This is a genomic window from Duganella sp. FT27W (assembly GCF_009295655.1).
Classification (GTDB): Bacteria; Pseudomonadota; Gammaproteobacteria; order Burkholderiales; family Burkholderiaceae_D; genus Rugamonas; species Rugamonas zoogloeoides.
The window spans coordinates 88,770-115,373 of sequence record NZ_WHIV01000001.1; the positions used below are offsets into that span (position 1 = coordinate 88,770).

29 protein-coding genes and 1 pseudogene are annotated in these 26,604 nt (G+C 65.4%); 22 read left to right on the forward strand and 8 right to left on the reverse strand.

The genetic code is table 11. The annotated features are described in order from the left end of the window. Positions 1 to 145: 145 nt before the first annotated feature. Genes F8197_RS00410 through F8197_RS00420 form a run of 3 tightly spaced genes read right to left on the reverse strand, consistent with a single transcriptional unit; the run spans position 146 to position 2,459 of the window. A complete protein-coding gene (locus tag F8197_RS00410; RefSeq protein ID WP_152879058.1) occupies positions 146 to 1,687 on the reverse strand; it encodes an IS66 family transposase in 1,542 nt (513 codons plus the stop codon). Between the two features lie 29 nt (positions 1,688 to 1,716). Beyond that, positions 1,717 to 2,064, reverse strand: coding sequence for an IS66 family insertion sequence element accessory protein TnpB (gene tnpB / locus F8197_RS00415; protein ID WP_152879060.1), 348 nt, complete (start codon positions 2,062 to 2,064; stop codon positions 1,717 to 1,719). Continuing rightward, the gene (locus F8197_RS00420) at positions 2,061 to 2,459 is read right to left on the reverse strand and encodes a transposase (RefSeq protein ID WP_152879062.1); all 399 of its coding nucleotides are present in this window, start codon (positions 2,457 to 2,459) and stop codon (positions 2,061 to 2,063) included. The genes tnpB and F8197_RS00420 overlap by 4 nt, the downstream gene beginning before the upstream one ends. Positions 2,460 to 2,582: 123 nt before the next feature. Here F8197_RS00420 and F8197_RS28460 point away from each other — a divergent pair. After that, positions 2,583 to 2,720, forward strand: a pseudogene (locus F8197_RS28460) (transposase); the annotation flags it as partial. A gap of 535 nt (positions 2,721 to 3,255) precedes the next feature. Here F8197_RS28460 and F8197_RS00430 read toward each other — a convergent pair. Continuing rightward, positions 3,256 to 4,251: an AraC family transcriptional regulator gene (locus F8197_RS00430; RefSeq protein WP_152879066.1), complete on the reverse strand. Its 996-nt coding sequence runs from the start codon at positions 4,249 to 4,251 to the stop codon at positions 3,256 to 3,258. A gap of 59 nt (positions 4,252 to 4,310) precedes the next feature. On the opposite strand from F8197_RS00430, the gene F8197_RS00435 reads away from it, so the two are divergent. Beyond that, the gene (locus F8197_RS00435) at positions 4,311 to 5,555 is read left to right on the forward strand and encodes an MFS transporter (protein ID WP_152879068.1); all 1,245 of its coding nucleotides are present in this window, start codon (positions 4,311 to 4,313) and stop codon (positions 5,553 to 5,555) included. A gap of 129 nt (positions 5,556 to 5,684) precedes the next feature. Here the strand turns inward: F8197_RS00435 and F8197_RS29400 are convergent, their stop codons facing one another. Next, positions 5,685 to 5,879, reverse strand: a complete 195-nt coding sequence (locus F8197_RS29400) for a hypothetical protein (RefSeq protein WP_373996805.1) — start codon at positions 5,877 to 5,879, stop codon at positions 5,685 to 5,687. Here F8197_RS29400 and F8197_RS29405 point away from each other — a divergent pair. From F8197_RS29405 to F8197_RS00445, 3 genes are read left to right on the forward strand one after another with little or no spacing between them, the layout of a single operon-like run. Next, positions 5,793 to 6,140, forward strand: coding sequence for an aldehyde dehydrogenase family protein (locus F8197_RS29405; protein WP_373996799.1), 348 nt, complete (start codon positions 5,793 to 5,795; stop codon positions 6,138 to 6,140). The genes F8197_RS29400 and F8197_RS29405 overlap by 87 nt on opposite strands. Positions 6,141 to 6,161: 21 nt before the next feature. Then, on the forward strand, positions 6,162 to 6,455 hold the full coding sequence (locus F8197_RS29410) for a hypothetical protein (RefSeq protein WP_373996745.1): 294 nt from the start codon (positions 6,162 to 6,164) through the stop codon (positions 6,453 to 6,455). 32 nt (positions 6,456 to 6,487) lie between these two features. Next, positions 6,488 to 6,754 (forward strand): Dabb family protein, encoded by a 267-nt coding sequence (locus tag F8197_RS00445; protein ID WP_373996746.1) that lies wholly within the window; start codon positions 6,488 to 6,490, stop codon positions 6,752 to 6,754. A gap of 60 nt (positions 6,755 to 6,814) precedes the next feature. On the opposite strand, the gene F8197_RS00450 is transcribed toward F8197_RS00445, so the two are convergent. The 3 genes from F8197_RS00450 to F8197_RS00460 form a co-directional block, all read right to left on the reverse strand. Beyond that, positions 6,815 to 7,372 carry a DUF308 domain-containing protein gene (locus tag F8197_RS00450; RefSeq protein ID WP_152879072.1) on the reverse strand — a complete coding sequence of 186 codons (558 nt, stop codon included), beginning with the start codon at positions 7,370 to 7,372 and terminating at the stop codon, positions 6,815 to 6,817. 95 nt (positions 7,373 to 7,467) lie between these two features. Continuing rightward, the gene (locus F8197_RS00455; RefSeq protein ID WP_152879074.1) at positions 7,468 to 8,052 is read right to left on the reverse strand and encodes a TetR/AcrR family transcriptional regulator; all 585 of its coding nucleotides are present in this window, start codon (positions 8,050 to 8,052) and stop codon (positions 7,468 to 7,470) included. Between the two features lie 65 nt (positions 8,053 to 8,117). Then, entirely contained in the window at positions 8,118 to 9,011 is an 894-nt protein-coding gene (locus F8197_RS00460; RefSeq protein WP_152879076.1) for a LysR family transcriptional regulator, read from the reverse strand. A 337-nt stretch (positions 9,012 to 9,348) separates the two neighbouring features. On the opposite strand from F8197_RS00460, the gene F8197_RS00465 reads away from it, so the two are divergent. The 17 genes from F8197_RS00465 to F8197_RS00545 all read left to right on the forward strand — a co-directional run bounded on the left by F8197_RS00465 (position 9,349) and on the right by F8197_RS00545 (position 26,593). Beyond that, positions 9,349 to 10,050 carry an RraA family protein gene (locus tag F8197_RS00465; protein ID WP_152879078.1) on the forward strand — a complete coding sequence of 234 codons (702 nt, stop codon included), beginning with the start codon at positions 9,349 to 9,351 and terminating at the stop codon, positions 10,048 to 10,050. Beyond that, the gene (locus tag F8197_RS00470; RefSeq protein WP_373996747.1) at positions 10,047 to 10,994 is read left to right on the forward strand and encodes an NAD(P)-dependent oxidoreductase; all 948 of its coding nucleotides are present in this window, start codon (positions 10,047 to 10,049) and stop codon (positions 10,992 to 10,994) included. The genes F8197_RS00465 and F8197_RS00470 overlap by 4 nt, the downstream gene beginning before the upstream one ends. A gap of 73 nt (positions 10,995 to 11,067) precedes the next feature. Next, on the forward strand, positions 11,068 to 12,420 hold the full coding sequence (locus F8197_RS00475) for an MFS transporter (protein WP_152879082.1): 1,353 nt from the start codon (positions 11,068 to 11,070) through the stop codon (positions 12,418 to 12,420). Positions 12,421 to 12,552: 132 nt separating this feature from the next. Continuing rightward, positions 12,553 to 13,698 (forward strand): porin, encoded by a 1,146-nt coding sequence (locus F8197_RS00480; RefSeq protein ID WP_152879084.1) that lies wholly within the window; start codon positions 12,553 to 12,555, stop codon positions 13,696 to 13,698. A 65-nt stretch (positions 13,699 to 13,763) separates the two neighbouring features. Further along, the gene (locus F8197_RS00485) at positions 13,764 to 14,153 is read left to right on the forward strand and encodes a DUF2946 domain-containing protein (protein WP_152879086.1); all 390 of its coding nucleotides are present in this window, start codon (positions 13,764 to 13,766) and stop codon (positions 14,151 to 14,153) included. A gap of 104 nt (positions 14,154 to 14,257) precedes the next feature. Next, the gene (locus tag F8197_RS00490; RefSeq protein ID WP_227012000.1) at positions 14,258 to 16,369 is read left to right on the forward strand and encodes a TonB-dependent siderophore receptor; all 2,112 of its coding nucleotides are present in this window, start codon (positions 14,258 to 14,260) and stop codon (positions 16,367 to 16,369) included. A gap of 12 nt (positions 16,370 to 16,381) precedes the next feature. Next, positions 16,382 to 17,920 carry a PepSY domain-containing protein gene (locus tag F8197_RS00495; protein WP_152879088.1) on the forward strand — a complete coding sequence of 513 codons (1,539 nt, stop codon included), beginning with the start codon at positions 16,382 to 16,384 and terminating at the stop codon, positions 17,918 to 17,920. Between the two features lie 176 nt (positions 17,921 to 18,096). Then, positions 18,097 to 18,441 carry a helix-turn-helix transcriptional regulator gene (locus F8197_RS00500; RefSeq protein ID WP_152879090.1) on the forward strand — a complete coding sequence of 115 codons (345 nt, stop codon included), beginning with the start codon at positions 18,097 to 18,099 and terminating at the stop codon, positions 18,439 to 18,441. Further along, entirely contained in the window at positions 18,431 to 18,928 is a 498-nt protein-coding gene (locus F8197_RS00505) for an arsenate reductase ArsC (RefSeq protein WP_152879092.1), read from the forward strand. Before F8197_RS00500 ends, F8197_RS00505 begins: the two co-directional genes overlap by 11 nt. Positions 18,929 to 18,941: 13 nt before the next feature. Then, on the forward strand, positions 18,942 to 20,222 hold the full coding sequence (locus F8197_RS00510) for an arsenic transporter (protein ID WP_152879093.1): 1,281 nt from the start codon (positions 18,942 to 18,944) through the stop codon (positions 20,220 to 20,222). Between the two features lie 74 nt (positions 20,223 to 20,296). Next, positions 20,297 to 20,920, forward strand: coding sequence for a thermostable hemolysin (locus F8197_RS00515; protein ID WP_152879096.1), 624 nt, complete (start codon positions 20,297 to 20,299; stop codon positions 20,918 to 20,920). After that, positions 20,904 to 22,376, forward strand: a complete 1,473-nt coding sequence (locus tag F8197_RS00520) for an AMP-binding protein (protein ID WP_152880724.1) — start codon at positions 20,904 to 20,906, stop codon at positions 22,374 to 22,376. Before F8197_RS00515 ends, F8197_RS00520 begins: the two co-directional genes overlap by 17 nt. Next, the gene (locus tag F8197_RS00525) at positions 22,373 to 23,047 is read left to right on the forward strand and encodes a TenA family transcriptional regulator (RefSeq protein ID WP_152879098.1); all 675 of its coding nucleotides are present in this window, start codon (positions 22,373 to 22,375) and stop codon (positions 23,045 to 23,047) included. The genes F8197_RS00520 and F8197_RS00525 overlap by 4 nt, the downstream gene beginning before the upstream one ends. Then, a complete protein-coding gene (locus F8197_RS00530; RefSeq protein ID WP_152879100.1) occupies positions 23,047 to 23,841 on the forward strand; it encodes an SDR family oxidoreductase in 795 nt (264 codons plus the stop codon). Before F8197_RS00525 ends, F8197_RS00530 begins: the two co-directional genes overlap by 1 nt. A 22-nt stretch (positions 23,842 to 23,863) precedes the next feature. Further along, a complete protein-coding gene (locus F8197_RS00535; protein ID WP_193333293.1) occupies positions 23,864 to 24,517 on the forward strand; it encodes a tetratricopeptide repeat protein in 654 nt (217 codons plus the stop codon). Between the two features lie 22 nt (positions 24,518 to 24,539). After that, positions 24,540 to 25,205, forward strand: coding sequence for a response regulator (locus tag F8197_RS00540; protein ID WP_152879102.1), 666 nt, complete (start codon positions 24,540 to 24,542; stop codon positions 25,203 to 25,205). Then, complete coding sequence (locus F8197_RS00545) at positions 25,202 to 26,593, forward strand: sensor histidine kinase (RefSeq protein ID WP_152879104.1); 1,392 nt, start codon at positions 25,202 to 25,204, stop codon at positions 26,591 to 26,593. Before F8197_RS00540 ends, F8197_RS00545 begins: the two co-directional genes overlap by 4 nt. Positions 26,594 to 26,604: the final 11 nt, after the last annotated feature.

Below are 26,604 nucleotides of genomic sequence, written 5' to 3' on the forward strand. Positions count from 1 at the left end.
GATCAAGATCGACGTATGGGCAAGTCTGAGGTACTCTGAAATTAATGGACACTTCTATTTGATGTAAGCGTCTGCCCAGTGACGTCTTGAGTGGTTTGGTAATTTGATCGATGATGGCGTCACACCGCTGGGAAGCGGCGTCATCTCAGAGAACTGCTGGCAGGATGCAGTTCCAAGGCAAGAAATCATCGACCCGGTTGACGGGATGATCGGCGATATGCGTCAGCACGTGACGCAACCAAGCTTCGGGATCGACACCGTTCAGCTTGGCCGTGCCGATCAACGAGTAGATCGCGGCGGCCCGTTCGCCACCGCTGTCGGCGCCGGCGAACAGATAGTTGCGCCGACCAATGGCGACACCACGCAGGGCGCGTTCGGCCGCCGAGTTGTCAATCTCGATGACGCCGTCGTCGCAGTAGCGCAGCAGCGCCGGCCAGAGCTTGAGCGCGTACAGGATCGCCGCCGCCGTGTCGGACTTGCGTGATAGCGTGTCGAGCGTGGTGCGCAGCCAGCGTTCTAGGTCGTCGAGCAGCGGGCGCGAGCGGGCTTGCCGAACTTGTCGTCGTTCGTCGGGAGGCTTGCCCCGGATCTCGGCCTCAATCACATAGAGCTCGGCGATCCGGCGCAGCGCCTCGGTCGTAAGCGGCGTCGCGCGCGCCGCGTGCAGGTCGTGAAATTTGCGCCGCGCGTGCGCCCAGCAAGCCGCTTCGCGGATCGTGCCGTCTTCGAACAAGGCGTTGAAGCCGGCGTACGCGTCCGCTTGCAGCACGCCCTCGAACTTGGCCAGGTGGGTTTGCGGATGGATGCCCTTGCGGTCGGGCGTGTAGGCAAACCAAACCGCCGGCGGCGTGGTGTCGCCGGCGGGCCGGTCATCGCGCACGTACGTCCACAGGCGGGCCGTCTTGGTGTTGCCATTGCCGGGCGCCAGCACCGGGATCGGCGTGTCGTCGGCATGCAGCTTCGACGCCGTCAGCACATGGCGGCCAATGGCGTCGACCAACGGGCGCAGCAATGCGCTGGCGGCGCCGACCCAACTCGCCAGCAGCGCACGATCAAGGTCGACGCCTTCGCGGGCGTAGATGACGGACTGCCGATACAGCGGCAGATGGTCGGCGAACTTCGCCACCAGCACATGCGCCAGCAGGCCGGGCCCGGCAATGCCGCGCTCAATCGGCCGGCTTGGCGCCGGCGCCTGGACGATGGCGTCGCAGCAGGAGCACGCCAGTTTCGGACGAACATGGCGGATCACGCGAAAGCTGGCCGGCACGAACTCCAGTTGCTCGGCCACGTCCTCGCCCAGCGGCCGCAGACCGCCACCACAGGCTGGGCAGGCATCGGCCGGCGGCGCATACACCTTATCGTCTCGCGGCAAATGATCGGGCAACGGCCGACGCACCGATTTTTTGCGCGGCGTCTGGTCGGCCGCCGGCATCTCGCGCGCCGCCTCGGCCTCGTCGGCTTGCAGGTCTTCCAGTCGCAGCTCAAGCTGCTCGATCTGGTGGTCCAGCTTTTCCGACTTGCGGCCAAACTGCATGCGCCGTAATTTGGCAATCTGCAGCTTGAGGTGTTCGATCTCGACGGCGCGTGTGTTTAATTGTTCACGCAGCCCTTCCACCACCTCGTCTTGGGCGAGCAGCAGCGCCTTCAAGGCGGCGATGTCGTTGGGCAGGTCGGCTGGGCTGAGCATGTGGCAAGTTTACGCGAGGCTTGCCACGTTTACAAGGCCGACATTGGTTTCCAAGTCCGCTCAGGTCGCCGCCAGTCGATCCCCTCAAGCAGCATCGACAGCTGCGCTTGCGTCACTGCCACCGAACCGTTGGCAGCCTGCGGCCAGATGAAGCGACCACGCTCAAGCCGCTTGGCGAACAGGCACAGGCCATCGCCGCTCCACCACAGGAGTTTGATGAGGTCGCCACGCCGACCCCGGAACACAAATACGTGGCCGCTGAACGGATCTTCCTCTAACGCCGTCTGCACTTTGGCGGCCAGGCCATTGAAGCCGGAGCGCATGTCGGTGGTGCCGGCGGCCAGCCACACCTTGGTGCCGGCGGGTAAGCCGATCATCGCAGTACCCGATCGAGCACCTGCGCCAGCGAGGCCGCATTGGGTTGGCCTTCGATCCGCACGCGCACTTCGCCCAGCTCAAGCACGATGGTGCCGCTGGCGTCGCCATCGGCATCGGCATCGGCGTTGTTCGGCGCGGGCGCCGACGGCGCCAGCACCACCGGCAACAAGGCATCGTCGCGCATCAACGCAGGCACGCCGAGGCGCCCTTGTTGATAAAGGCGGCGCCAGCTGAACACCTGGTTGGCGTTGACGCCGTGTTCGCGTGCAATGCGAGCGACCGAGACGCCCGGCTCCAACGACAGCGCCACCAATGCGCGCTTGAACTCCAACGAGTGCTGCCGATAGTGGCCGCGCGCATTAGTGGAAGTGATCGGTTGAAAATTTGTGTCCATAATCAGAATTTGTGGGCACAAATGCTGTGCCAAAATTCGATCATGGATGACAGTGCTCACGCAGTCCAGACGGCGCTGGGAACACGCTTACTATTTGATAAACTTGTCAAAGGGAGTGAAAACATGAAATCACCAACATACACGCCGGAGTTCCGGGCCGAGGCGGTCAAACTGGTACTGGCGCAGGGATTGACGATAGAGGAAGCGGCGCAGCGCATCGCGATGCCCAAAGGGACGTTGGCCAGCTGGGTGAGCGCGGCATCCACGGTTGGGTGAACCTCCCGCTTACGTTTATTGGATGACATTCAGGGCTCTCATTAGATTCACTGAGTTTGGCCATGTGTCAGCAGCAGTTGTACAGGCGGTAATCGCGGCTTTGAACGATCGCCCTGCATCTCGGTCGAACTTATCGCTAGCATGGCCCGGTGAACATATTCGAAGCCCCTGGAATTTTGAGGGTCATCTTCAGGGTCATCCAGCCATGTCAACCAAAGAAATCGAGTTTTTTTCCTCTACGAGTTATTTCATTATGACTTCCACCGTCTCCGCCAGAACCTTAAAAACCCGCTTCGGCGGGTTTTTTCACGTCTAGCCCTCTCATAGGGGGAAACGGCCTTTTTTGAGTCCAGCAGCGTCCGCCAGAATACACTCCAAGCCAGCGCGCACTGGGGGGGGGCTGGGAGAATTTCACCTGCGGCCCCTCGCAGAACCGGACGTGAGCCTCTCGATTCATCCGGCTTCCATCACCCAGCATTAGGTAGACATCCCAGTTTTGAGTCCCCGAAAGCTATTCTCCTCACAGTACTTCCCGATCGGCGCCTGGCGGCCTGCCGATGATGCGCTTGAAAGCACGACTGAATGCGGCTTGAGATGTATAGCCAAGGCGGCGGGCAACGACGTCGATGGACACTTTCTCGTGCGTGAGCAATTGCTTGGCAAGACGCATCCGCAGTTCCGTGGCATACCGCAGGGGTGGCACCCCGATGGTGGTTTGAAAGCGGCGAGCGAAGACAGAGCGAGAGACGTGAGACTCCGCCGCCAACTGTGCAACGGTCCATTCCCGTCCAGGTTGGCGGTGCAGCGCCAATATGGCAAGTGCGAGACGCGGATCACGCAACGCGGCGAGGAGACCGGAGCCATTTTCACAACCGCATTCAATCCAGCCGCGCACGATCATTGCTGCTGCAACCTCGGCCAGTCGAGCCAGAATGCCTGCAAAGCCAATACGACCGGCGCAGATTTCACGCTTCATTGAATCAAGCACAGGCAGTAACCCGGGATAACTTTGCGCTTGCGTATCGGCCACCATGACGGTTGGCATCAATTTACCGATCCTCTGCATCCCGCCGAGATCGAATTCCATGCAGCCGTAAAAAATTACTGCACTGGGCACGGAAGCCGTACTGGGACAGGTGTCGACTCCGCTAACGGATTCCCCAAGGGGCGCGACATCGAACTTGTCGATTTCCTCAAAAGCAATGCCCGCTTCAGACAGAAGCTGGTGCCTCCTGCCGTGCGGCATGAGCGCCGCGCTGCCGGCGGTCAGCTTATGCAACTCGCCATCATCGGTGCAGATATAGGCGGTGCCAACCGCCACATAGTGGAAGTAGGCGTGGCCTGGCTTGTCTTCAAAGCCCATGCCGAAGTCCGGACCGGTCTGAATGCGGCGGTACTGGACTCCGCGCAGGCGCATATCCGTCAACAATTCACTGACGAGGCCGGAGGACGCGAAAACTTGATTCTTCTTGGTCATTTCAGGTGTTTCGATCAAAACATCAAGACTTGTCATCATAGATCATCCCGGATTTTATCTCTAGACTTTCGACTCTGATCGTTTTAGGAGTTTTAGAGATGAATGTTGTGGATAACGGGCAAACGCCCGACGCGAGCCATGCGACCGCCGTAGAACCACCGGCAGCAGCATGGATGGCAGTGTTTTCATTGGCAATGGGAGTTTTCGGCCTGCTGACAGCGGAGTATCTGCCCGCCAGCCTGCTGACGCCGATGGCCGTCGATCTTGGCGTATCGGAGGCGTTGGCCGGTCAGGCGGTGACGGTGACGGCGATCGTGGCCATGGTTGCCGGGCTTGTCGTGCCGCGCCTGACGCGCAGTGTCGACCGGCGTGTCGTCTTGTTGGCTTTCACGGTGTTGATGATCGCATCGAACTTGCTGGTGGCATTATCGTCAAGCCTGGCGGTTTTGTTGGTGATGCGCATACTGCTGGGCGTGGCGCTCGGTGGCTTCTGGAGCATGGCGGCAGCCGTGGCTATGCGACTGGTGCCGGCAAAGCTGGTGCCGCGCGCGCTCTCCATCATCTTCAGCGGCATCGCCATCGGGACCGTTGTTTCCGTACCGTTGGGCAGCTACTTGGGGGGAATCTATGGCTGGCGCAGTGCATTTATGGCAGCCGCAGCTGTCGGAGGGCTAACCCTTTTGTTTCAATTGTTCACGCTGCCCCGCATGGCACCGCGCGCGATGATGCACACCACGTCGGTAGTAGCACTGCTGCGTCGCCCGGCGATCGGGATCGGAATGCTGGGCTGTGTACTTGCCCACACTGGGCAATACGCATTGTTCACCTATATTCGCCCCGCGCTTGAAAGCGTTGCCCACATCGATGTCAACAGTTTGTCGCTGATGCTCCTGGGTTTTGGTGTCGCCAACTTCATCGGTACGCTACTGGCCGGCTGGCTCATGGAGCGCAGTCTGCATGCGACTTTAGTGATGATGCCTGCGCTGGTGGGCTTGGCAGCATTCGGCATGATTCTGCTGCCAGTCCAAGGAACCGGCCTGATGCTTTTGGTGGCGCTCTGGGGCCTGGCGTTCGGCGGCGTACCTGTCGCCTGGTCCAACTGGGTAGCTCGTGCGGTTCCAGATCAGGCGGAGACGGCTGGCGGCATGGTCGTCGCTGCGGTGCAATCTTCAATCGCTGCTGGCGCTTTACTGGGCGGCATCATGTTCAAGTTTGGTGGCGTCACAGGCGTTTTCATTATTGCCGGCGTTGTGATGCTGTTCGCTGCTCTCGTCATCGCTTTAAGAGTTCAAGTCGAACCGCCACAGGACGGTGCGACGGGTGCCGCAGCGCTGCACATTTGACGTAAGCTGCATCTAATTTTGAGCAGCTTGGTGGAGTACTCGAGAGAACCGGGCAGGGTGCGCCTGCGTATCGAAGGCCGCCCCGATCCCGCTACGCTCGTGCTCATGCTCGAGCACGTGCTGCGATGATCAGCCGGTAAAGAGCCAGTTTTTCTTGCCGATAGCAATCGGACGGATGGCGTTTTCGATCGGAGCGAACTGGTCGCCATCGCCGACGCGGAAACCGCGTTGGGCCCGGTGCGCCTGAATGGCGAATTCGATCGTACCGCGTTCCAGTTGCGGTGTTTTGCCGACCTGGCCGAAGCCGGTGTACCGTTCGCCCATGTCGATGATCCGGCTGTGTCGGGCCCACCGCCAGGCGGCCATCCGGCCATGGTGCGTACCCTGGTGCCGCTGGGGCCGGTGGCGATGTTCTCGGCCAGCAATTTCCCGTTTGCCTTCAGCGTACTGGGGGGCGATACGGCTTCGGCGCTGGCCGCCGGTTGCCCGGTGGTGATCAAGGCCCATTCCGCCCATTTGCAGCTGTCGGCCCGCGTGCATGCGCTGGCGCAGCAGGTGCTGCAAATTCTGGGCCTGCCTGCCTGATCGGCATGGTGCAGGGCGCCGATGGCGAGGTGGGCGTGCAGCCTGACGGTCACGCTGTGGGGTGTCGAACAAGAAGGCGACGATGCGCGCCGACTGGTGTCGGCGGCGCAGCAGGTGGCCGGCCGCGTGCTGTTCGCGGGCGTGCCGACCGGCGTGGCCGTGACTGCCGCCCAGCAGCATGGCGGCCCGTGGCCGTCGTCCATGCAACCGACGACCACATCGGTGGGTGATGCGGCGCTGGACCGCTTCCTGCGGCCGGTTGCGCTGCAAGACGCGCCGGCCTGGCTGCTGAAACGCAAGGGGCAGCCAGGCTGAATCACATCGTACTGTTCCGACGGCTGAAGGACGTGGCGCCGGACGCCGCCGTCGAGGCCGCGCTGGTCGAGCGCATGCATGCGCTCGAGGGCCAGATCGACTGTATCCGCACCTGGCGGGTCGCCGCCAACGAAGTGGATCGGCCGATCTGCTGGGATTACGTGCTGGAGTCGGGTTTCGACGACGTCGATGGCTTGAATGCCTACCTGTTCCATCCCGTGCACCAGGCGCTGATTGCGGACCTGAAAACCCGCTTCGAGTGGGCTGCGGTCGATTACACCGTGCCGTTACAGGCATAGTTAATTTGTCGCATCCCATGTCTCGCAGCGCAGTGCGCGACCTTGGATGCCATCAACCGCCTACCGGCCCCGTCCCTTGAGCGGCAATGCCCCGCCCGACAGCAGGAAATAAAACGCACCGAACCCGGCATAGCCGGCCACCGTCGCCACCGATGGTTCTGCTGCTGCGCTTGCCTGAGAAATGAAGAAACCTCCGGCCAGCGCGGACTGTGCGCCGCTCAGCACCATTGCCCACTGTGCGCCCGAGGTTTTCCAGCGGCGCACGCCCGTGGCCAGTTGCAGCACGCCGGACAGAATCGCCCAGGTACCGAATATGGCCAGCACGCGGTGCATGTCGGGCAGCGCGAGCGCCACCGCCACGGTGACGGCCAGGCTGGCGATGACGTTGAGGGCCTGCGAGCGATTGGCCGTCAGCCCGCCGCTGCGCTGACCGTCCAGCAGGTTGGTCAGCGCATCCCAGAGCGGGTAGGCAACCAGCAGCAGCGCTGCTGCCGTGGTGTGGGCCCCGGCGTTGAACGCCGCCAGCATCCACAGGGCAGAGAAGGCGCCCCGCACCAGATAGTATTTTTTCAGCCACTGGGTCTGGCCGGCTTCAGGCATCGCGTTAGTCTGGTTCATGTCTATATTCCTTGTAGAGTTTTCGTAATATACCTACTAGTAGGTAGGTTTTTGGTGCAAAAAAATGTCCAGGCAGCGCACCGATGAGGCACGTTTCAGCGGCCGGCCGCCAGGCGCTGCAACTGGGAATCCATGATGGTGCCGAACATGGCGGTATCGCCGTAGGCGCGCGCCGACAGCATGGCGCCATGCAGCGATGCCATGAACAACTCGGCCTCGGTTTGCGGCGTATTGTTCAATACGATGGTGCCGCGCGATACGCCGCGTTCGAGCACCGCCGTCAGCCAGCCGGACAGGAAGCGGAAAAAGGCCCGGACCTGCATGCGGACTTGTTCCGGCAGGATCGGCATTTCGCTGGCCAGCAGGGCGCACAGGCAAAACGGCGCCGTCTCGTCGCCGATGCAGCGCTTCCAGTGCCCGATGTAGGCGCGCAACTGGTCGAGCGGTTCGGGGATCGCATGTTCGAGGTTGCCGAACCCTTCCTGCGCTTGTTCCAGGTAACCGGCAACCAGGGTCGTTACCAGGTCGGCCTTGCTGGGGAAGTGGTGGTGAATGCTTGGCTTGCGGATGCCGATCACCTCGGCAATGTCCGCGTAGCTGAAACCGTTATATCCGCCGCTGGCGATCAGCGAGCGGGTGCAGGCGAGTATGGCGTCGGCAGTGGAGGATGTCTTGTTCATGGCTTTCACTCTACCTTCTGGTAGGTAGATTGTAAAGCACAGTTTGCAGTTTTTTCGATGTCAGTCTACTCCCGCAGCAACGACGTCCCATGCAGCCGCAACAGCCCCGCGATCCGCACCATCGCCGGCGACAGGTAAGTATTGCTGCGGTAGAGCACGCCCATGCGGCGCGGCATGGTGGTCTGCTCCAGCACCACCTCGCGCAGCCCGGTATCCGGCGAGCGCAGGTTGGCATTGCTGGCAAAGCCCAGCAAGCGGGTTTTTTCGATGACGGGCAGGATCATGTTGAGCACCGTCGATTCGATGTGCACCTGCGGGCGCGCCAGCCGGTTGCGATCGAAGGTCTGGTCCAGCCACTGGCGACTGGCCACGGTCGTGGCCGGCAGCACCCAGCGGTAGGCCAGCAGGTCGGCCATCGTGTAGGGCCCTGCGAACAGCGGATGCTGCTTGCTGGCGACCACCACCATCTGGTCTTCGACGATCTGTTCCGACACGAACTCCTGGTCGCTTTCGAGCATCGGTCCCACCACCAGGTCGAACTCGCCGCCGCGCAAGCCTGCCAGGAGCGCATCGTTCATCGCCACCCCGAGCCGGATGGTGACCTCGGGCGCTTGCTCGAGCATGTCGTGCAATATCTGCGGTAATAAATGCTCGGCCAGCGTGGGCACGCAGCCGAGCCGGATATGGCCCTTCAGCCCCGCCGCATGGTCGCGCATTTCGCGCGCGGTGTCTTCGATCATCAACCCCATCTGGCGCGTGCGCGACAGCAGCACATTGCCGGCTACCGTCAGGCGCATGCCGCGCCCGTCTTTCTCGAACAGTTTGGCGCCCATCGACGCCTCCAGCCGGTCGATGCATTTCGACAGCGCAGGCTGGGTGCGGAACAGCTTTTCCGCCGCGCGCGCCAAGTTGCCTTCCTGGGCGATCACCTCAAAAAACTTCAGATCGCGAAAATCCATCGATACATTCTCCGTAGTTATGTTTTTTAAAAAATAATTGAATATACATTATAAATTGTCGCTCCTATACTCAAATCCATAACAAGAGCAACAAGAAATCCCAGGCCGGTAGCGCAGGTTTCCGGCAGGGCAATCTCAATCGCAGGAGACCGGCATGACACTTCACCACACCTCTCACCACCAGGCTGTCCATCCACCGCGCCAGTTGCGCAGCGGCTGATTGGCGCCCCGGCGTGCGCCGCCACGCCTGTTCCTGATTGCAGTTTCCCCCAATAACCGTCGCCGGCCTGCCGGCGCGGCAGGGGCCCTTTTACGCCATTTTTTACGAGGCCATTCCATGACCACTACCTTTCCCTCCCAGCCCGACGTGATCCGCGAATTCGAACGGGTCGATCCGGCCATCGTCGCCATTGCTGCCCAATACCCATCATCTATCCTGGCCGACGTTGCCGGCCGCCGTGGCACCCTGAGCAGCCGCATTGCGCCGCTGGCGCCCACCATGCGCATCGCCGGTCCGGCGCTGACCATCGAAGTGCGTCCCGGCGACAACCTGATGATCCACGCTGCCATGGCGCTGGCCCAGCCCGGCGACGTGCTGGTAATCGACGGCAAGGGCGACGAAACCTGCGCCTTGATGGGCGAAATCATGGTGTCGCAGTGCATGGCGATCGGCATTGCCGGCGTCATCATCTATGGTTCGGTGCGCGACACCGAAGCGATCCGCGCACTCGGTTTCCCCATGTACGCCACAGGCGCCAACCCCAACGGCCCGACCAAGCTCATTCCCGGCCGCCTGAACTGGCCGATCTCGGTAGGCGGCACCACCGTCAACCCGGGCGACCTGATCGTCGCCGACGCCGACGGTGTGGTGGTGGTCGAGCGCCGCAAGGCGGCGTCGCTGATGCCGCTGGCCAAACAGAAGGTGATCGACGAGACCACGCGCATTGCCGGCATCCGTAACGGCGAACAACTGCGGCCGAAATGGCTCGACGGTGCGCTGCGCAAGGCCGGTGTGCTGGCCGAAGGAGAAACGCTGTGAGCGCCGCCCAGGTTGTCCTGGTCACCGGCGCCGACCTGGCGCCGCAGGCAGTCGAGATGCTGCGCGACTACACCATCGTGTACGCCGGTAAAACCCCGGATGAACAGCAATTGATCGCCCTGTGCCATGAACATCAGCCGGTGGCGATCATCGTGCGGTACGGCCGCATCACCCCGGCCGTGATTGCCGCCAGCGCGCAACTGCGCGTGATTTCCAAGCACGGTACCGGCATCGACACCATCGACGCCGCAGCGGCCGCCGCGCGCGGCATCGCCGTCAAGGCGGCGCTGGGCGCCAACGCGGCCGCCGTGGCCGAACACACGTGGGCGCTGATCCTGGCCTGCGCCAAGGACGTGGCCCGGCTCGATGCCCGCATGCACGACGGCCACTGGGACAAGGCCACCCATAAAAGCCTGGAGCTGAAAGGGCGCACGCTGGGCCTGGTAGGGCTGGGAGCGATCGGGGTGCGGGTGGCGGCCGTCGGCCAGGCGCTGGGCATGCGCGTGCTGGCGCACGATCCGTATGCGAAAGCGCTGCCCGCTGGCGTGGAAAACGTGGCGCTGGCGGACCTGTTCGCAGCGGCCCACGTGGTCTCGCTGCATTGCCCGCTCACGCCTGACAACAGCAACATGATCGACGCGGCCGCGCTGGCGCTGATGCCCGACGGCGCCATCCTGGTCAACACGGCCAGGGGCGGCCTGATCGACGAAGCGGCACTGCTGCAGGCGCTGCAAAACGGCAAGCTGCGCGCGGCCGGGCTGGACAGCTTCTGCATCGAGCCGTTTTCCGGCGACCACCCGTTCGCACACCAGCCGAACGTGATCCTGTCGCCCCATATCGGCGGCGTGACCAGTGACGCCTACGTGGGCATGGGCACGGCAGCGGCCGCCAATGTCCTGGCGGTGCTGGCCATGCTGGACGGGGAGGCGCGCGCCGCGGCGTAACGCCGAAATAACTCGCCGGCGCCGACCACGGCGCGGCGATTTCGACTATAAATGCAGGATCTGGAGGAAGACAATGGATACCATAACAACAAATGTCACCCAACTGGAGAAGGACACGATGCGCAAGGTTACCTGGCGCCTGATCCCTTTCCTGATGGCGTGCTACCTGCTGGCGTTTATCGACCGTGGCAACATCGGCATGGCATCGCTGCAAATGAACCACGACATCGGCATTTCGGCGCAGATGTTCGGCTTTGCCAGCAGCCTGTTTTTCATCTCGTATTTCATGTTTGAAGTGCCCAGCAACCTGGCGCTGCAAAAATTCGGCGCCCGCAAGTGGATCGCCCGCATCATGGTCACCTGGGGTACGGTCTCGGCCGGCACCGCGCTGGTGCAGGGGCCGTACTCGCTGTACGCGGTGCGCTTTTTGCTGGGCGCGGCCGAAGCCGGCTTCTTCCCCGGCGTGCTCCTGTACATGACCTACTGGATTCCGTCCGCCTATCGCGGCCGCATCGTGGCTATCTTCATGGTGTCGATCCCGATGGCCAGCTTTATCGGCGCGCCGCTGTCGGCCGCGCTGCTGCAAACCGATGGCATGCTGGGCCTGCGCGGCTGGCAGTGGCTGTTCATCCTGGAAGGCTTGCCCACCGTGCTGTTCGGCGTGGCCTGCCTGTGGTTCCTTACCGACCGTCCGGAACAGGCAAAATGGCTGACGGCCGAGCAGCGCGACTGGCTGTCGAAGCGCATGGATGGCGAACGTGCCGCCAGCAAGGCCAAGGCCCATGTCTCGATCTGGAAGCTGTTCCGCAGCAAGGAAGTCCTGGGCATGGCGCTGGTGTGCTCTACCGCGTCGGCCGCCGGTAGCGTGCTGAGCGTGTGGATGCCGCAGATGTTCAAGTCGTTCGGCCTGAGCGTGATGCAAACCGGCTGGCTTGCTGCCGTGCCGTACCTGGTGGCCTCGGTGTTGATGGTCCTGTGGGGACGTCATTCGGACCGCAAGAACGAGCGCCGCTGGCATACCGTGATTCCGCTGGCGCTGATCGGCGCCGGCATGCTCAGCACCCTGTTCGTGTCGTCGCTGGCAATTACCGTGGTCATGCTGACCTGCGTGCTGATTGGCGCCTACTCGTTCAAGGGCCCGTTCTGGGCGCTGAGCTCCGGCTGGCTGGCGGCTGGCTCGGCGGCAGCGGGACTGGCTGGCATCAATGCCGTCTCCAACCTGATCGGTGGCGGGCTGATGGTCAACGTCTACGGCTGGATCAAGGCCGAGACTGGTAGCCATGCGCTGGGGCTGTTGCCGATCGCCGTGCTGGCGATGGCCAGCATCGTGACCCTGCTCACGCTCAGCGCCAAGGCCCGGCGCGAGGCTGCTGCTGCCGCTGTTGCTGCCACGGGACGTCCGGTAGCCGACAAGCTGACCGCCTGACGATCCTGCGCGGCTCGCGGGCCGCGCTGCACCACACCCTGCGCATTGCCATCCATCCCGCGCCCGACGCGCCGCCACAAGGCGCGCGGGCGCGTGGATTTGCACGACCACCATAATCATACGAGACACACTATGAACCGCAAAACCCATGCCGCCGCCATCGCGCTGGCGCTGCTGCCGTGCGCCGTGCTGGCGCAATCTTCCACCGTCGTCATCTACGGCAAGCTCAATGTCGATGTCGAGACCCTGTCCGCCAACGGTCCCAACGCCTCGGACACCCGCAAGCATCGCGTCAGCAGCAATTCGTCGCTGCTCGGCTTTCGCGGCGAAGAAGCGCTGGGCGGCGGCCTGTCGGCGTTCTTCCAGATCGAATCGTCGGTCGGCGTCGATACGGGCAGCGGCACGCTGGCCGGCCGCAGCTCGGCCGTCGGCCTGAAAGGCCCTGCCGGCAGCCTGCTGATGGGGCAGTGGGATACGCCGTATAAAAATTCTACTTTGAAACTCGATCCGTTCACCAACAAGACCTTTGCCGGTTATGGCGCCGTCCTGTACGGCAACAGCTCGCCGACAGTGGGCAATATCGCCAATCGGCAGGCGTTCGACCGCCGCCAGAAAAATGTGATCCAGTACTGGTCGCCGGAGTCAAAAAGCGGCTTAAAGGGCCGCCTGGCCTACGGCATGGGTGAAGAAAAGGGCACGTGCGCGGTGGCGTGCGACCCGCGCCTGTTGTCGGCGTCCGGCACATACGAGCATGGTGCGCTGACCCTGATCGCCGCGTACGAGCGCCACGACGAGTATGCCAACACAGCCACCGTGCGCACGCGCGACGATGCGCTGCGGCTGGCCACGCATTATGTGTACGGCGCCACCACCTTCAGCGGTATTGTCGAGCAACTGACGTACCGGGGCAACCTGGCCGCTACCGGGCTACCCAAGGCATTCACGCCGGGCAATGCAGCGGCGGTCAAGGTGCGCAACGCGTGGGGCGCCGTCACGCACCGGATCGGCAGCCAGCTGCTGCGTCTGTCCTATGGCCAGAGCGCCGACCTCAAGCTCGATGGGGGCGGGCCGGGCACCAGCGCGGTCGATACCGGCATGCGCTACTGGGCGGTGGGCTACGCCTACCAGCCGTCGAAACGTACCGAGCTGTACATGACGTATGCCCGGATCGACAACGACGCCCGTTCGAGCGGCGACTTTGGCACCGCCGCGCTCGGTGGCATGACGGCGGGCGCGCACCCGACCGGCTTCGGGATGGGTATCACGCACTCGTTTTGAAGCCTGCGACAAAATGCCCAGCACACTCCCGGCCCGGCGCGAGGCCACTGCTGTAAAATAGGCCGATGCACAAGACCCGACAACGCCGACGTTACCTCGCATGGCTGCTCTGCGCCGCCATGCTGATGACGGCGTTGATGCCGGCCTTGTCGCGCGCGTTCGCGCCGGAGCGGGCAGCCAGTCCCGCGTGGCTCGAGATCTGCTCGGCCATGGGCACCCGCTACGTCCAGGCGCCCGATACTTCCGATAGCTCCGATAACACCGACAAGCGCAGCAGCGGCATGAACGACTGCCCGTACTGCCGCGTCCACTCCGACATGCCGGTGCTGCCGCCATCGCCGCCGCTGGTGCCGCAAGGTGCGATTCTGTCCGAACGGCCGGCGCTGTTCTACCATGCGCCAACGCCCCTGTATGCATGGGTAATCGCCCATCCGCGCGGTCCGCCCGCCGTTTGATATCCCGTAGTTTCTAGTTCCAGCCTGGCGCCGTATCTTTACGTTGCGCCAGCTGGCCAGAGGCCGCCCATGGCGGCCAGGATATTCATACGCGTCTCGAATTCATGCACACTCATTTTATTTTGTCGCGCACGGCCGCCGCGTGCGCGCTGGCGCTGCCGCTCGTCGTCACTGCCCAGGACAGCACCTTGCCCACCGTCGTCATCACCGCCCGCGACGACAGCGGTGGCCTCCACACTGCCGCCGGCACCGGCTCCAACCTCGACCTGTCCCGCTTCGACACCCCGGCCAGCGTGGACGCCATCACCCGCCAGCAGATCGAGCAGCGTGGCGACCGCAGCCTGGTCGATGCCATCACCCGCGCACCGGGCGTGAGCGCCATGCCGCACCCAGGCAATGGCGGCTCGTCGGTGGCCGCGCGCGGCTTTACCGACACCTTGTCGGTCATGCGCCTGTACGACGGCATGCGCCAGTACGGCGGCGCCGGGCTGACTTTCCCGTTCGATACCTGGGCCATCGAGCGCGTGGAAGTGCTGCGCGGGCCGGCGTCCGTGATCTACGGCGACGGCGCCATCGGCGCCGTGATCAACGTGGTGCCGAAGCAGCCCACGCGCGGCGCCATCGAGACCGACGTGCAGGCGGGCGTGGGCACCGAGAACAGCCGCCGCTTCGCCATCGGCAGCGGTGGCGCCCTTGACGAACGCTGGTCGTACCGCTTCGACGCCAGCACCGACCGGTCGGACGGCTGGGTGGACCGGGGGCGGTACAGCAACCGTGCCGTCTCCGGCGCGGTGCGGCTCGACATCTCGCCACGCCTCAACGTGCGCCTGAGCGCGGCCCGGGGCCGGCAGGAACCGATGCAATATTTCGGCACGCCGCTGGTGAACGGCAAGCCCGATCCGGCGCTGGCAACGAAGAACTACAACGTCGCCGACAGCGTGATGCAGTACGACGACCGCTGGCTTGACGCGCTCGTCAACTGGACCCCGAACGACAGCACCACGGTGCGCAGCCGCTTCTACAACATCGACAGCAACCGCCACTGGCGCGATGTCGAAGCTTATACGTATAACGCCGCCACCGGCCTGATCGACCGCTCCGACGCCACCGAGATCTATCACGACCAGTCGCAGACCGGCAACACCACCGACGCCGCCTTCAAGGGGCAATTGCTGGGGCTGGACAACCGCTTCGCCCTCGGCTTCGACATCAATTCCAGCGCCTTCAAACACACCAACAACACCTATGTTGGTGACGCCACCTCGGTCGATCCGTACCACCCGGACCCCGGCTGGTTCGCCAGCCCGGTGCCCACCATTCCGCGCTATGCCAGCAAGGCGCGCCAGTACGCGGTGTTTGCCGAAAACCGGCTGGCGCTGACTGGCCAGTGGTCGCTGCTGGCGGGCGTGCGCTACGACCATGCCAGCGTGCGCCGCACCGACCTGGTGGCCGACCGCCTCGCTTACGATAAAACCTTCAGCAACGTCGGCTGGCGTCTGGGCACGGTGTACCAGGCCACGCCGTCGCTGGCGCTGTACGGCCAGGTGGCCAAGGCGGCCGATCCGATCAGTTCGCTGTTCTTCCTGTCGGCCGCCAACAGCGCGTTCAAGAACGCCACCGGCCGCCAGGTGGAAGTGGGCGTCAAGCAGGCCTTCGCGGCCAATACCGCCGAATGGACGCTGGCCGTGTACGACATCACCAAGAACAACCTGCTCACGCGCGACCCCGCCAATCCGAGCCGCAGCCTGCAAGTGGGCGAGCGCACGTCGCGCGGCGTGGAGGCCACGGTGACGGCGGCTTTGCTTCCCGGCTGGCGCTTGGAGGCGAATGCCGCGCTGCTGCGGGCGCGTTTCGCGGACTTCAGCGAAGCCTCTGGCGGCGTGCTGGTCTCGCGGGCCGGCAACACGCCGCCGGACGTGCCGCAGCGCCTTGCCAACCTGTGGCTGCACCACGAACTGGCGCGCGGCTGGACCGCCAGCGCCGGCCTGCGCTACGTGGGTGAGCGCAATGCGGACAATGCCAACACGCTCAAGCTGCCATCGTATGCGGTGACCGATGCGACGCTGCGCTGGAAGGTCTCCGGCGCCACCAGCGTCTCGCTGCGGGTGGCCAATCTGTTCGACCGGCGCTATTTCACCACGGCGTATTACACGCCCACCCAGTGGTTCTTTGGTCAGGACCGGCGCGCTGACCTGGTCGTTGAACACCGCTTCTGACGGAGACGGGCAATGCGCCGCATTCTGTACCTGATCCATCGCTGGACCGGGATCGCCATGTGCGCATTGATGGCGCTATGGTTCGTCAGCGGCATGGTGATGCTGTTCGTCGGCTACCCCAAGCTCACCCCGGCCGAACGGCTGGCCGCCTTGCCTCCGCTCGCCGCCGGCTGCTGTATCGAGCCGGCGCAGGCGTTGGCGCGCAGCCATCACCCGGCTGCGGTGCAAGTCATCACGCTGACCTCGATCGCCGGCCGTCCGTATTACCAGTTGCTGGAGCAGGATGGCCGCACCACGCAGGTGGATGCTGCGACCGGCGCGCTTGCACCGAAGCCCGATGCGCAGGCAGCGGTGGCGGCGGCACGCATGTTCAATCCGGGAGCGTCGGCCCGTTACGCGGGCCTGGTGGAAGAAGATCGCTGGACCCACTCGCGCGGATTGAACCCTCACCGGCCGCTGCACGTGGTGGAACTCGATGACGACGCGGCCACGCGCGTGTACGTGTCGTCGGCAACGGGGCAGGTGATGCTCGATGCGCCGCGCGCCGAGCGTTACTGGAACTTCGCCGGCGCCTGGCTGCACTGGCTGTACATGCTGCGCCAGCAAAATACCGATCCGGTGTGGACCTGGACCCTGATCGGCCTGTCCGCCGTGGGCGTGCTGTCGGCAGTGACGGGGATGGTGAACGGCGTGCAGCGCTGGCGCTTCCGTGGCCGCTACAAGAGCGGCGCGCGCACGCCGTACCGCGAGTTCGCCATGCGCTGGCATCACGTGCTGGGGCTTGCCTTCGGCCTGGTGCTGTGCACCTGGATGTTCAGCGGCCTGATGTCGATGAATCCGCTGGGGGTGTTCAATGCGCGGGGTACCAAGCCCGATGCGGCAGCCATGCAGGGCGGCGCGCCGGCCAGCGTGCGCCTGGCGCAGCCGGTGGCGCAAGTGCTGGCGCTGTTGCACACGCAGTCGTTTAAGCCGCGCGAACTGGAATGGCGCGTGCTCGGTGGCGAGCCGTTCATCGTGGCGCGCGATGGTCGCAACGACACCCGCATCGTGGCGGCCGGCGGTCACGGACTGCCCCCGACGATGCAGTGCGACACGCGCATCGCTGCAGCCTGCGGCGACGGACTGACGGTGGCCAAGCAGTGGGAGCCGGCGCGTCTGGAGGCGGTCGCGCGCAAGCTGCTGCCTTACCCGGTGCGATTGTTCGAAATGGTAACCGCACCGGACGCCTACTATTACCAGCGCGGCGACGCCTCCATGTACGGCGGCAACGAGCGGCGCCTGCCGGCGTTGCGCGTGGTGTTCGACGATCCGGGGCATACCTGGGTGTATCTCGACGCGGCCACCGGCCAGGTGGCGCTGAGCGTGGACAGTACCCAGCGGGTGGGGCGCTGGCTGTTCAATTTTTTGCACAGCTGGGATGTTCCGGCGTTGCTGTCGCCTGTGCATGGCGGGGCGCGCATCGCGGTGCTGATCGCGCTGAGCGCCGGCGGTTTGCTGTTGAGCGCCACGGCAATCGTGATCGCGTTGCGGCGATTGCGGCGCATGGCGTGAGCGTGCTGCCGGTTCAGGCGTGACTGGCAGCTCACTCACGCCCAACGCATCGGGCGGCTCGCGCCTCGATCGCGCGGGCGGTGCTGTGCGAAGAACGTCAATTCGATAATTGTTGAACTATCGCAGGCTTTGCAAGTAAAATACTTCGACTATCGTTGAACTATGAAAGTGATGTCATGGAAACCAGGCAAGTTCTCGCCGCGCTTTCGGCCATCGCCCAGGAAAGCCGGCTGGCGATTTTCCGGCTGCTGGTGCAAGTCGGCCCCGACGGCATGGCCGCCAGCAAGATCGCCGAACAGCTCGACATTGCGCCATCGTCGCTGTCATTCCACCTGAAGGAGCTCGTGCACGCCGGCCTGATCACGTCGCGCAGCGCGGGCCGCTTCGTGATCTACGCGGCCGACGTGGCCGTGATGAATGGCCTGATCGGCTACCTCACTGAAAACTGCTGCGGCGGCGTGCCGTGCGGGCCGGCCGCCTGCGCCACTGCTACAGCCTCGGAGAACAACCATGCCAGATAATCCGCGCCACATCCTGTTCCTCTGCACTGGCAACTCTTGCCGCTCGGTGCTGTCGGAGGCGATCTTCAACCACCTGGCGCCAGCGGGGTGGCGGGCGCTCAGCGCCGGCAGCCAGCCGGCCGGCCAGTTGCATCCGCACGCGGTCGCACTGCTGCACGCCAGGGGCATCGCCACCGACGGCTACTACAGCAAATCGTGGCACGACCTCGACGTCACGCCCGATATCGTCATCACCGTGTGCGGCAGCGCCGCCGGCGAAACCTGCCCGGCCTACCTCGGGCCGGTCGTGCGCGCGCACTGGGGCGTGGACGATCCCAGCCACGTGGTGGGCACGCCAGCGCAGATCGATGCCGCGTTCGAGCACGCTTACCGCCTGATCCGCGCCCGCATCGAAGCTTTCCTGGCATTGCCGCTTGCGCAACTGCTTGGCGACCGCGCTGCGCTCAAGGCGGCGCTGGACACCATCGGCGCCTTGCAGCGCAACTGACCCCGGAAACACCATGCTCATTGCCTTGCTGATTTTTCTTGTCACCTTGACCCTGGTGATCTGGCAGCCGCGCGGGCTCGGTATCGGCTGGAGCGCCGCTGCCGGCGCCGCCGCTGCCTTGCTGGCCGGGGTGATCGATGCCAGCGATATCCCGGTCGTGTGGCATATTGTCTGGAACGCCACCGGCACCTTTGTCGCGGTGATCATCATCAGCCTGCTGCTCGACCGGGCCGGCCTGTTCGAGTGGGCGGCGCTGCACGTGGCGCGGTGGGGGCAGGGCAGTGGCACGCGCCTGTTCGTGCTGCTGGTGCTGCTGGGCGCTGCCGTGGCTGCGCTGTTCGCCAACGACGGCGCGGCGCTGATCCTCACGCCCATCGTCATTGCCATGCTGCGTGCGCTGAAGTTCTCGGCGCAAGCCACACTGGCATTCGTGATGGCGGCCGGCTTCATCGCCGATACCGCCAGCTTGCCGCTGGTGGTGTCCAACCTGGTCAACATTGTCTCGGCCGATTATTTTGACATCGGCTTTGCGCGTTACGCTGCCGTCATGGCGCCGGTCAACCTGGTGTCGGTGGCGGCTACGCTGGTCGCGTTGCTGTGGTTCTTCCGGCGCGATATTCCCGGCCGCTACGACATGGCGTCATTACGCGTGCCACGCACCGCGATCCGCGACCGCGCCACGTTCAACGCCGGCTGGTCGGTGCTGGCGCTGCTGCTGGTGGGCTTCTTCTGGCTCGAGCCGCTCGGCGTGCCGATCAGCGCGGTGGCGGCCGGCGGCGCGGCGGTGCTGCTGGCAGTGGCTGCGCGCGGCCCGCACATTGCCACGCGCGCCGTGCTGGCCAACGCCCCGTGGCAGGTTGTGGTGTTCTCGCTGGGGATGTACCTGGTAGTCTATGGCCTGCGCAACGCGGGGCTGACGGCCTATCTGACCGCTGCGCTCGACTGGTGCGCCGGCTACGGCGTGTGGGGCGCGGCGTTCGGCACCGGTATTCTGACCGCGCTGCTGTCGTCGGTGATGAACAATATGCCCACGGTGCTGGTGGGCGCGCTGTCGATCGACGCCACCTCCACCCAGGGCGCCGTGCGCGAGGCCATGATCTACGCCAACGTGATCGGCAGCGACCTGGGGCCGAAAATGACGCCCATTGGCAGCCTGGCCACGCTGCTGTGGCTGCACGTCCTGGCCAGCAAGGACATCCGCGTCTCGTGGGGCTACTACGTGCGCGTCGGCGTGGTGCTGACCGTGCCGGTCCTCGTGCTTACCCTGGCTGCGCTGGCAGCGCGGCTGTCCTGACGGCCGGTTAATCTGGGGATAATGTTCCCCGGATAGAGTTATTCCAACGCAACAATAACGTTGAGAATAATGCCATGCCAGATGTTCTTGCCACATCGTATGCACCTGCCGCCACGCCGCGCACGGCGCCGGCCAGGCCAGCGCAGTTCCAGGTCGAGACCTTCGTCCGTGGCCAGTCCGGGCGGCTCGAACTGGAAGCGTTTATCGCGCATGCCTTTTTTGATTCTTACGGCGCCGAGATCAGCCATTTTTGCGACGTGCTGCTCGGTTGCCGCGACGAGCAGGGGCGCTGGGTGGCCGCGCTCGGCTACACGCTGGCCGCAAGCGGCCCGATGTTCCTGGAACAGTACCTCGATCACCCGCTCGAAGCGGCGCTGGGCGCGCGCATGGCCGACCCGGTGGCGCGCGCCGAGATCGTCGAAGTCGGCAATCTGGCTGCCGTCCATCCCGGTGCGGCGCGTGCGCTGATCGTCAGCACCACGCGGCTGTTGCACCAGCTTGGCCTGCGCTGGGTGGCCTTTACGGCCACGGTCAGCCTGCTCAATTCCTTTACCCGATTGCGACTCCAGCCCCAGGTGCTGGCAGTGGCGGACCCCGCGCGCCTGGCCGATACCGGCCGGCGCTGGGGCAATTACTACGAAACCCAACCCAAGGTGATGTATGGCGATATTCGATACGGCTATGGACAACTTGCTTGATGCCTACGCCCCCGGCGTGCCGGTGCTGACCGACGGCGTCACCGCGCTCGACGCCGACCAGGTACGCGCCCGGGTCGCCCAGGTGTGCGCCGCGCTGGCGGCCCGCCGCTGGCCCGAGGCCCCGGTGGCCATCCTGGCCGACAACGGCCCCGGATGGCTGGTGGCCGACCTCGCCACCCAGCAACTGGGCGTAACGCTGGTGCCGCTACCGCTGTTCTTCACGCCGGCGCAGTGGCACCACGTGCTGATGGAGAGCGGCTGCACGGCGCTGCTGTGCGCGCTGCCGGAGCAGGCCGCGGCGCTCGGCTTCGGCGCGCAGTCACTGCTGACGGGGCCGCTGGGTCTGTACGAGGCGGCCACCAGGGCCGGCGGCGCGGCGTTGGGCGCCACGCAAAAAATCACGTTCACGTCCGGTACCACGTCCAGCCCCAAGGGCGTGTGCCTCGATGCCGACCAGCAGTGGCAACTGGCCGGCGCGCTGCAGCGCGGGCTGGGAGGCCTGCAGCTGCAGCGCCACCTGTGCCTGCTGCCGTTCAGCGTGCTGCTGGAAAACATCGCCGGGCCGTACACGGCGCTGCTCAGCGGCGCCACCGTGATCTGCCCGCCGCTGGCCGAAACCGGGCTGTCCGGCGCCAGCCAGTTCGATCCGCAGCGCTGCCTGGCGGCAATTGCGCGCTACCAGGCGCAGAGCATCATCGTGCTGCCGCAAATGCTGCAGGCGCTGGTGGCGGTCACCGCCGACCACGATCCGCGCCTGGCCAGCCTGCGCTTTGTCGCCGTCGGCGGTGCCCGCACGCCGCCGCGATTGTTGCAGGCGGCCCGTGCGCGCGGCATCCCGGTCTTCGAAGGCTACGGCCTGTCCGAGTGCTGCTCGGTGGTGGCACTGAACCTGCCCGGCAGCGAGCGGGTCGGCAGTGTGGGCCGGCCGCTGCCGCACCGCCCGGTGCGCATTGCCGCCGACGGCGAGATCGAGGTGGGCGGGCGTGCCGGCCATTACGTCGGCCAGGCACCGGCCGCCGCTGTCGGCACCTGGCTCGCCACCGGCGACCTGGGCCACCTCGACGCCGACGGCTTCCTGCATATCGACGGCCGCAAGAAGGATGTGCTGATCACCGGGTACGGGCGCAACGTCTCGCCCGAGTGGCCGGAATCGGCCCTGCTGGGCAGCGGCGCGTTCGCTGCGGTCGTGGTGGTGGGGGACGCCATGCCTTACCTGGCGGCGCTGCTGGTGCCCGTCAGCGCCGCGCTGACGCCGGAGCAGCTGGCAGCAGCGGTGGCGCTGGCCAACCGCGACCTGCCCGATTATGCGCAGGTGCGGCGCTGGCGCGTGGTGCCGCCGTGGGGCCCGGCCACGGGCCTGTCCACCGCCAACGGCCGGCCGCGCCGCGCCGCCATCGCCCGCCATTACGCGACCGACATCGCCGCGCTGTACGACAACCTGGAGCACATTGCATGAACTTCTTCGACACCCTGAAAGCCCAGTCCGACCTCGAACGCCAGCAGCTGTTTTCCATCCCGATCATCCAGGATGCGCTGCGCGGGCAGGTCACCAAGGGCCAGTACATCGCCTTCCTCACCCAGGCCTACCACCATGTGCGCCACACGGTGCCGCTGCTGATGGCGTGCGGCAGCCGCCTCGACGCCAGCCACGAGTGGCTGCGCGAGGCAATGGCCGAATACATCGAGGAGGAAGTGGGGCACCAGGAATGGATCCTGTCCGATATCGCCGCCTGCGGCGGCGATGCCGACGCCGTGCGCCACAGCGAGCCGCACGCCAGCACCGAGCTGATGGTGGCTTACGCCTACCACCAGGTCGACCGCCGCAACCCGGTCGGTTTCCTCGGCATGGTGCACGTACTGGAAGGCACCAGCACGGCGCTGGCCACCCACGCCGCCGACACCATGCGCAGCGCGCTGGCGCTGCCGCCGGAGGCGTTCAGCTACCTCAATTCGCACGGCAGCCTCGATCTCGAACACGTGGCCTTTTTCGAGGCACTGGTCAACCGGCTCGAGCGCCAGGACGACCGCGACGCGGTGCTGCATGTCGCGCGCAGGATGTATGGCCTGTACGGCGACGTGTTCCGCAGCCTGCCGCGCGGCGCAGCCGTGTTCGAAGGAGACGCGTGATGGCTGCCATGCAGCGCCCGCGTTACCGTGCCGTGATCACGGGCGCCGGCGGCGGCATCGGCGCGGCCATCGTGCGCGAACTGGCGCCGCTGTCGGACGCGTTGATCCTGGTGGGACGGCGCGAAGGACCGCTGCACGCCCTGCGCGCCGAACTGAAGGTGCCGGTGCAAGTGGTGTGCGGCGACCTGACCGACCCGTCCACCCTGGCTGCGATTGACGCGGCGGCGCGCAGCATGGGCGGCCTCAACCTGCTGGTCAACAACGCCGGCCTGAGCGACTTCCACAGCTTCGAGTCGCAGCCGGTGGACGCGATCCGCGCGCTGCTCGACACCAACCTGCTGGCGCCGATGCTGCTCACGCGCCAGCTGCTGCCGCAACTGAAGGCTGCCCCGGCCGCGCAGATCGTCAACGTCGGCTCCGTGCTGGGGTTGCTCGGCTTCCCCGGCTTTGCCGCCTACGGCGCCAGCAAGGCGGGCCTGAAAGGCTTTACCCAGGCACTGCGGCGCGAGTTGTCCGATACGGCAGTGGAAGTGCGCTCGTTTGCGCCGCGCGCCACCGATACGGCCATCAATACCGATGCCGTCACCGCCATGAACCGCGAGCTCGGCACAGCGCAGGACACGCCGCAGCAGGTGGCTGCCGCCTTTGCCGCGTTCCTGGGCGGGCAGCGCGGCCATCTGACGCTGGGGGCGAAGGAGCGCTTTTTCGTGCGCCTCAACGGCCTGCTGCCGGCCGTGCCGGATGCGGCCATCCGCAAGCAGCTGCGCATCATCCGCAAGTACCTGCCCGTGTAAACATTTTATGAAAGACCACATCATGACCCCGAGTTTCCGCCTTCGTATCGTTGCGCTGCTGGCCCTGTGCGTGTTGTCCGCCCATACCGCTTGGGCCGCAGCGGGCGACGATGTCGTGCGCCTGCAACAGCAGTGGGAGCAGATCCGGTATCGCACACCGGCACCGGCGCGCGAAGCGCAGCTCGAGCGCCTGCTGGGCGAGGCCCGCAAGACCACCGCTGCCAACCCCGGCAGCGCCGACCTGCTGATCTGGCAGGCCATCATCGAATCGACCTACGCCGGCGAAAAGGGCGGGCTGGGCGCACTGTCCAACGCCAAGGCCGCCAGGACCGCGCTGGAGCAGGCGCTGGCCATCAACCCGGACGCGCTGGCCGGTTCCGCCTACACCAGCCTCGGCTCGCTGTATTACCAGGTGCCGGGCTGGCCGATCGGCTTCGGCGACGACAAGAAGGCGCTGGAGTTGCTGAAGAAGGGCCTGGCCGTCAATCCGGACGGCATCGACGCCAATTATTTTTACGGCGATTACCTGTTTCGCAAGGGCGACTATGCGGAAGCAACCCGCGTACTGAACAAGGCGTTGCAGGCGCCCGCGCGGCCCGGGCGCGCCATCGCCGACGACGGCCGCCGCAAGGAAATCGATCAACTGCTGGACAAAATCGCGGCGAAAGCCAAATAATGCACAGCAAGGGGGAGACGCATTGAGAATACTTTTGGTCGAGGATGACCCGCTCATCGCGCAGGGCCTGCTGGTGGCGTTGCGGCAGGCGCATTACCTGGTCGAGCATGTCGGCGACGGCGTCGCTGCGGTCGCTGCCGTGGCCGACAATCCCTTCGACCTGATGGTGCTTGACCTGGGCTTGCCCGGGATCGACGGCACCGAGGTGCTGAAAGCGGCGCGCCGCGCCGGCAACCCGATTCCCGTGCTGATCCTGTCCGCCCGCGACGCCATGCGCGACCGCGTGGAAGGGCTGGACCTGGGCGCCGACGACTACCTGGTCAAGCCGTTCGAGCTCGACGAGCTGCTGGCGCGGCTGCGGGTGCTGGGCCGGCGCCGTACCGGCCGCCTGGTCAACCAGGTGCAGGTAGGCGCGCTCAAACTGGAACCGGAAAACCTCGGGGTGCAGTGGCAGGGGCAGGGCGTGGAGCTGCAGCGGCTCGAGTTCATGTTGCTGCTGCAACTGGCCGAGCACCCGCAGCGCGTGTTCAACCGCACCCAGCTCGAGGAACTGCTGTACGGCTGGGGCGAGGGTATCGAGAGCAACAGCATCGACGTCCATGTGCACCACGTGCGGCGCAAGATCAGCCCGGGAGTCATCAAGACCATCCGCGGCGTCGGTTACCGCCTCGGCGACCTGGCCGCATGACGACCCGGCTCTATTCCGGCCGCTGGCGCCTGGTGGGCGCCACCCTGCTGTGCATGCTGCTGATCTTTGCCGGCATCGGTCTTGGCGCGCACCACGTGGCGCGCCGCGAATCGGACGAGCTCTTCAGCGCCAGGCTGGCCACGTCCGCGCGCGTGCTCGAGGCGCTGGTGGCGCACCAGCTGTCGTCGGCGACCATCAGCCGGCCGCTGGTGATTGCCTTGCCGCACGAGCTGGAAACCGATCCCAGCAACCTGCCGCGCGTGTACGGCCACCGCTACGAAACCAAGATCGCGTTCCAGGTGTGGCGCGACGACGGCGCCCTGCTGGCCAAGTCGGCGTCGTCCCCGGTCGCGGCGCTGGCGCCGCTGAAGGCCGGTTTTTCCGAACAGATGATCGACGGCGTGCCGTGGCAGGTGTTTGCGCTGCGCTCGGCCAACGTGTGGGTGCTGACGGCCGAAAAGGACGAGGTGCGCCAGGAGATGTCGCACGACATCGGCATGTCGATCCTGACGCCGCTGGCCGTGGGCGGCGTGTTCATGCTCATTGCCGTGAACCTGCTGCTGCTGCGCAGCATGCGGCCGCTGTCGCAGCTGGCCGCCCGCATCGCCGCGCGCAAGCCGGAGTCGCTCGAGCCGCTTGCGCTGCCGGCCACGCCGGTGGAGCTGGCGCCCATCATTACCGAGCTCAATCACCTGCTCGACCGCATCCGCGCCGCGTTCGAGCGCGAGCAGCGCTTCCTCAACGCCGCCGCGCACGAGATCCGCACGCCGATCGCCGCCGTCCAGCTGCACATGGAAAACGCTCTGCGCGCCGAGGGGCCGCAGCAGCTGCAAACGTCGCTGCAATGCGCGATGGACGGTGCCCGCCGCACCAGCAAGCTGGCCGAGCAGCTGTTGGCGCTGGGCCGCCTGACCGCCGGCAACGATGCCGAACCAATGCGCCGACTGTCGATGCCGGAGCTGTGCTGCGAGGTGATCGGCGCGGTCGAGCCGCTGGTAGCGCGGCGCGGCCAGACCGTGGGCCTCGACGTACAGCAGCCGTGCCACGTGCTTGGCGAGCCCACCCAGTTGCAGCGGCTGCTGCAAAACCTGATCGACAACGCCTCGTCGCATGGTGACCCGCACGGCGACATCGCGGTCACGCTTGACGTGGTGGACGGGACGGTACTGCTTGGTGTGGCCAATGACGGTCCGCCGATCGCCGAGTCAGAACTGGCGCACATCTTCACGCCGTATTATCGCGTGCCCGGCGCGCAGTCCGGCGGCCACGGCCTGGGACTGGCGATCGTCAAGGAAATCGTCGAACAGCACCACGGCCGCATCGTGGTACAGCCGCGCGCCAACGGGCGCGGCACACTGGTCCAGGTCAGCCTGGATGTCGTGGCCTGACCATGCGCCAA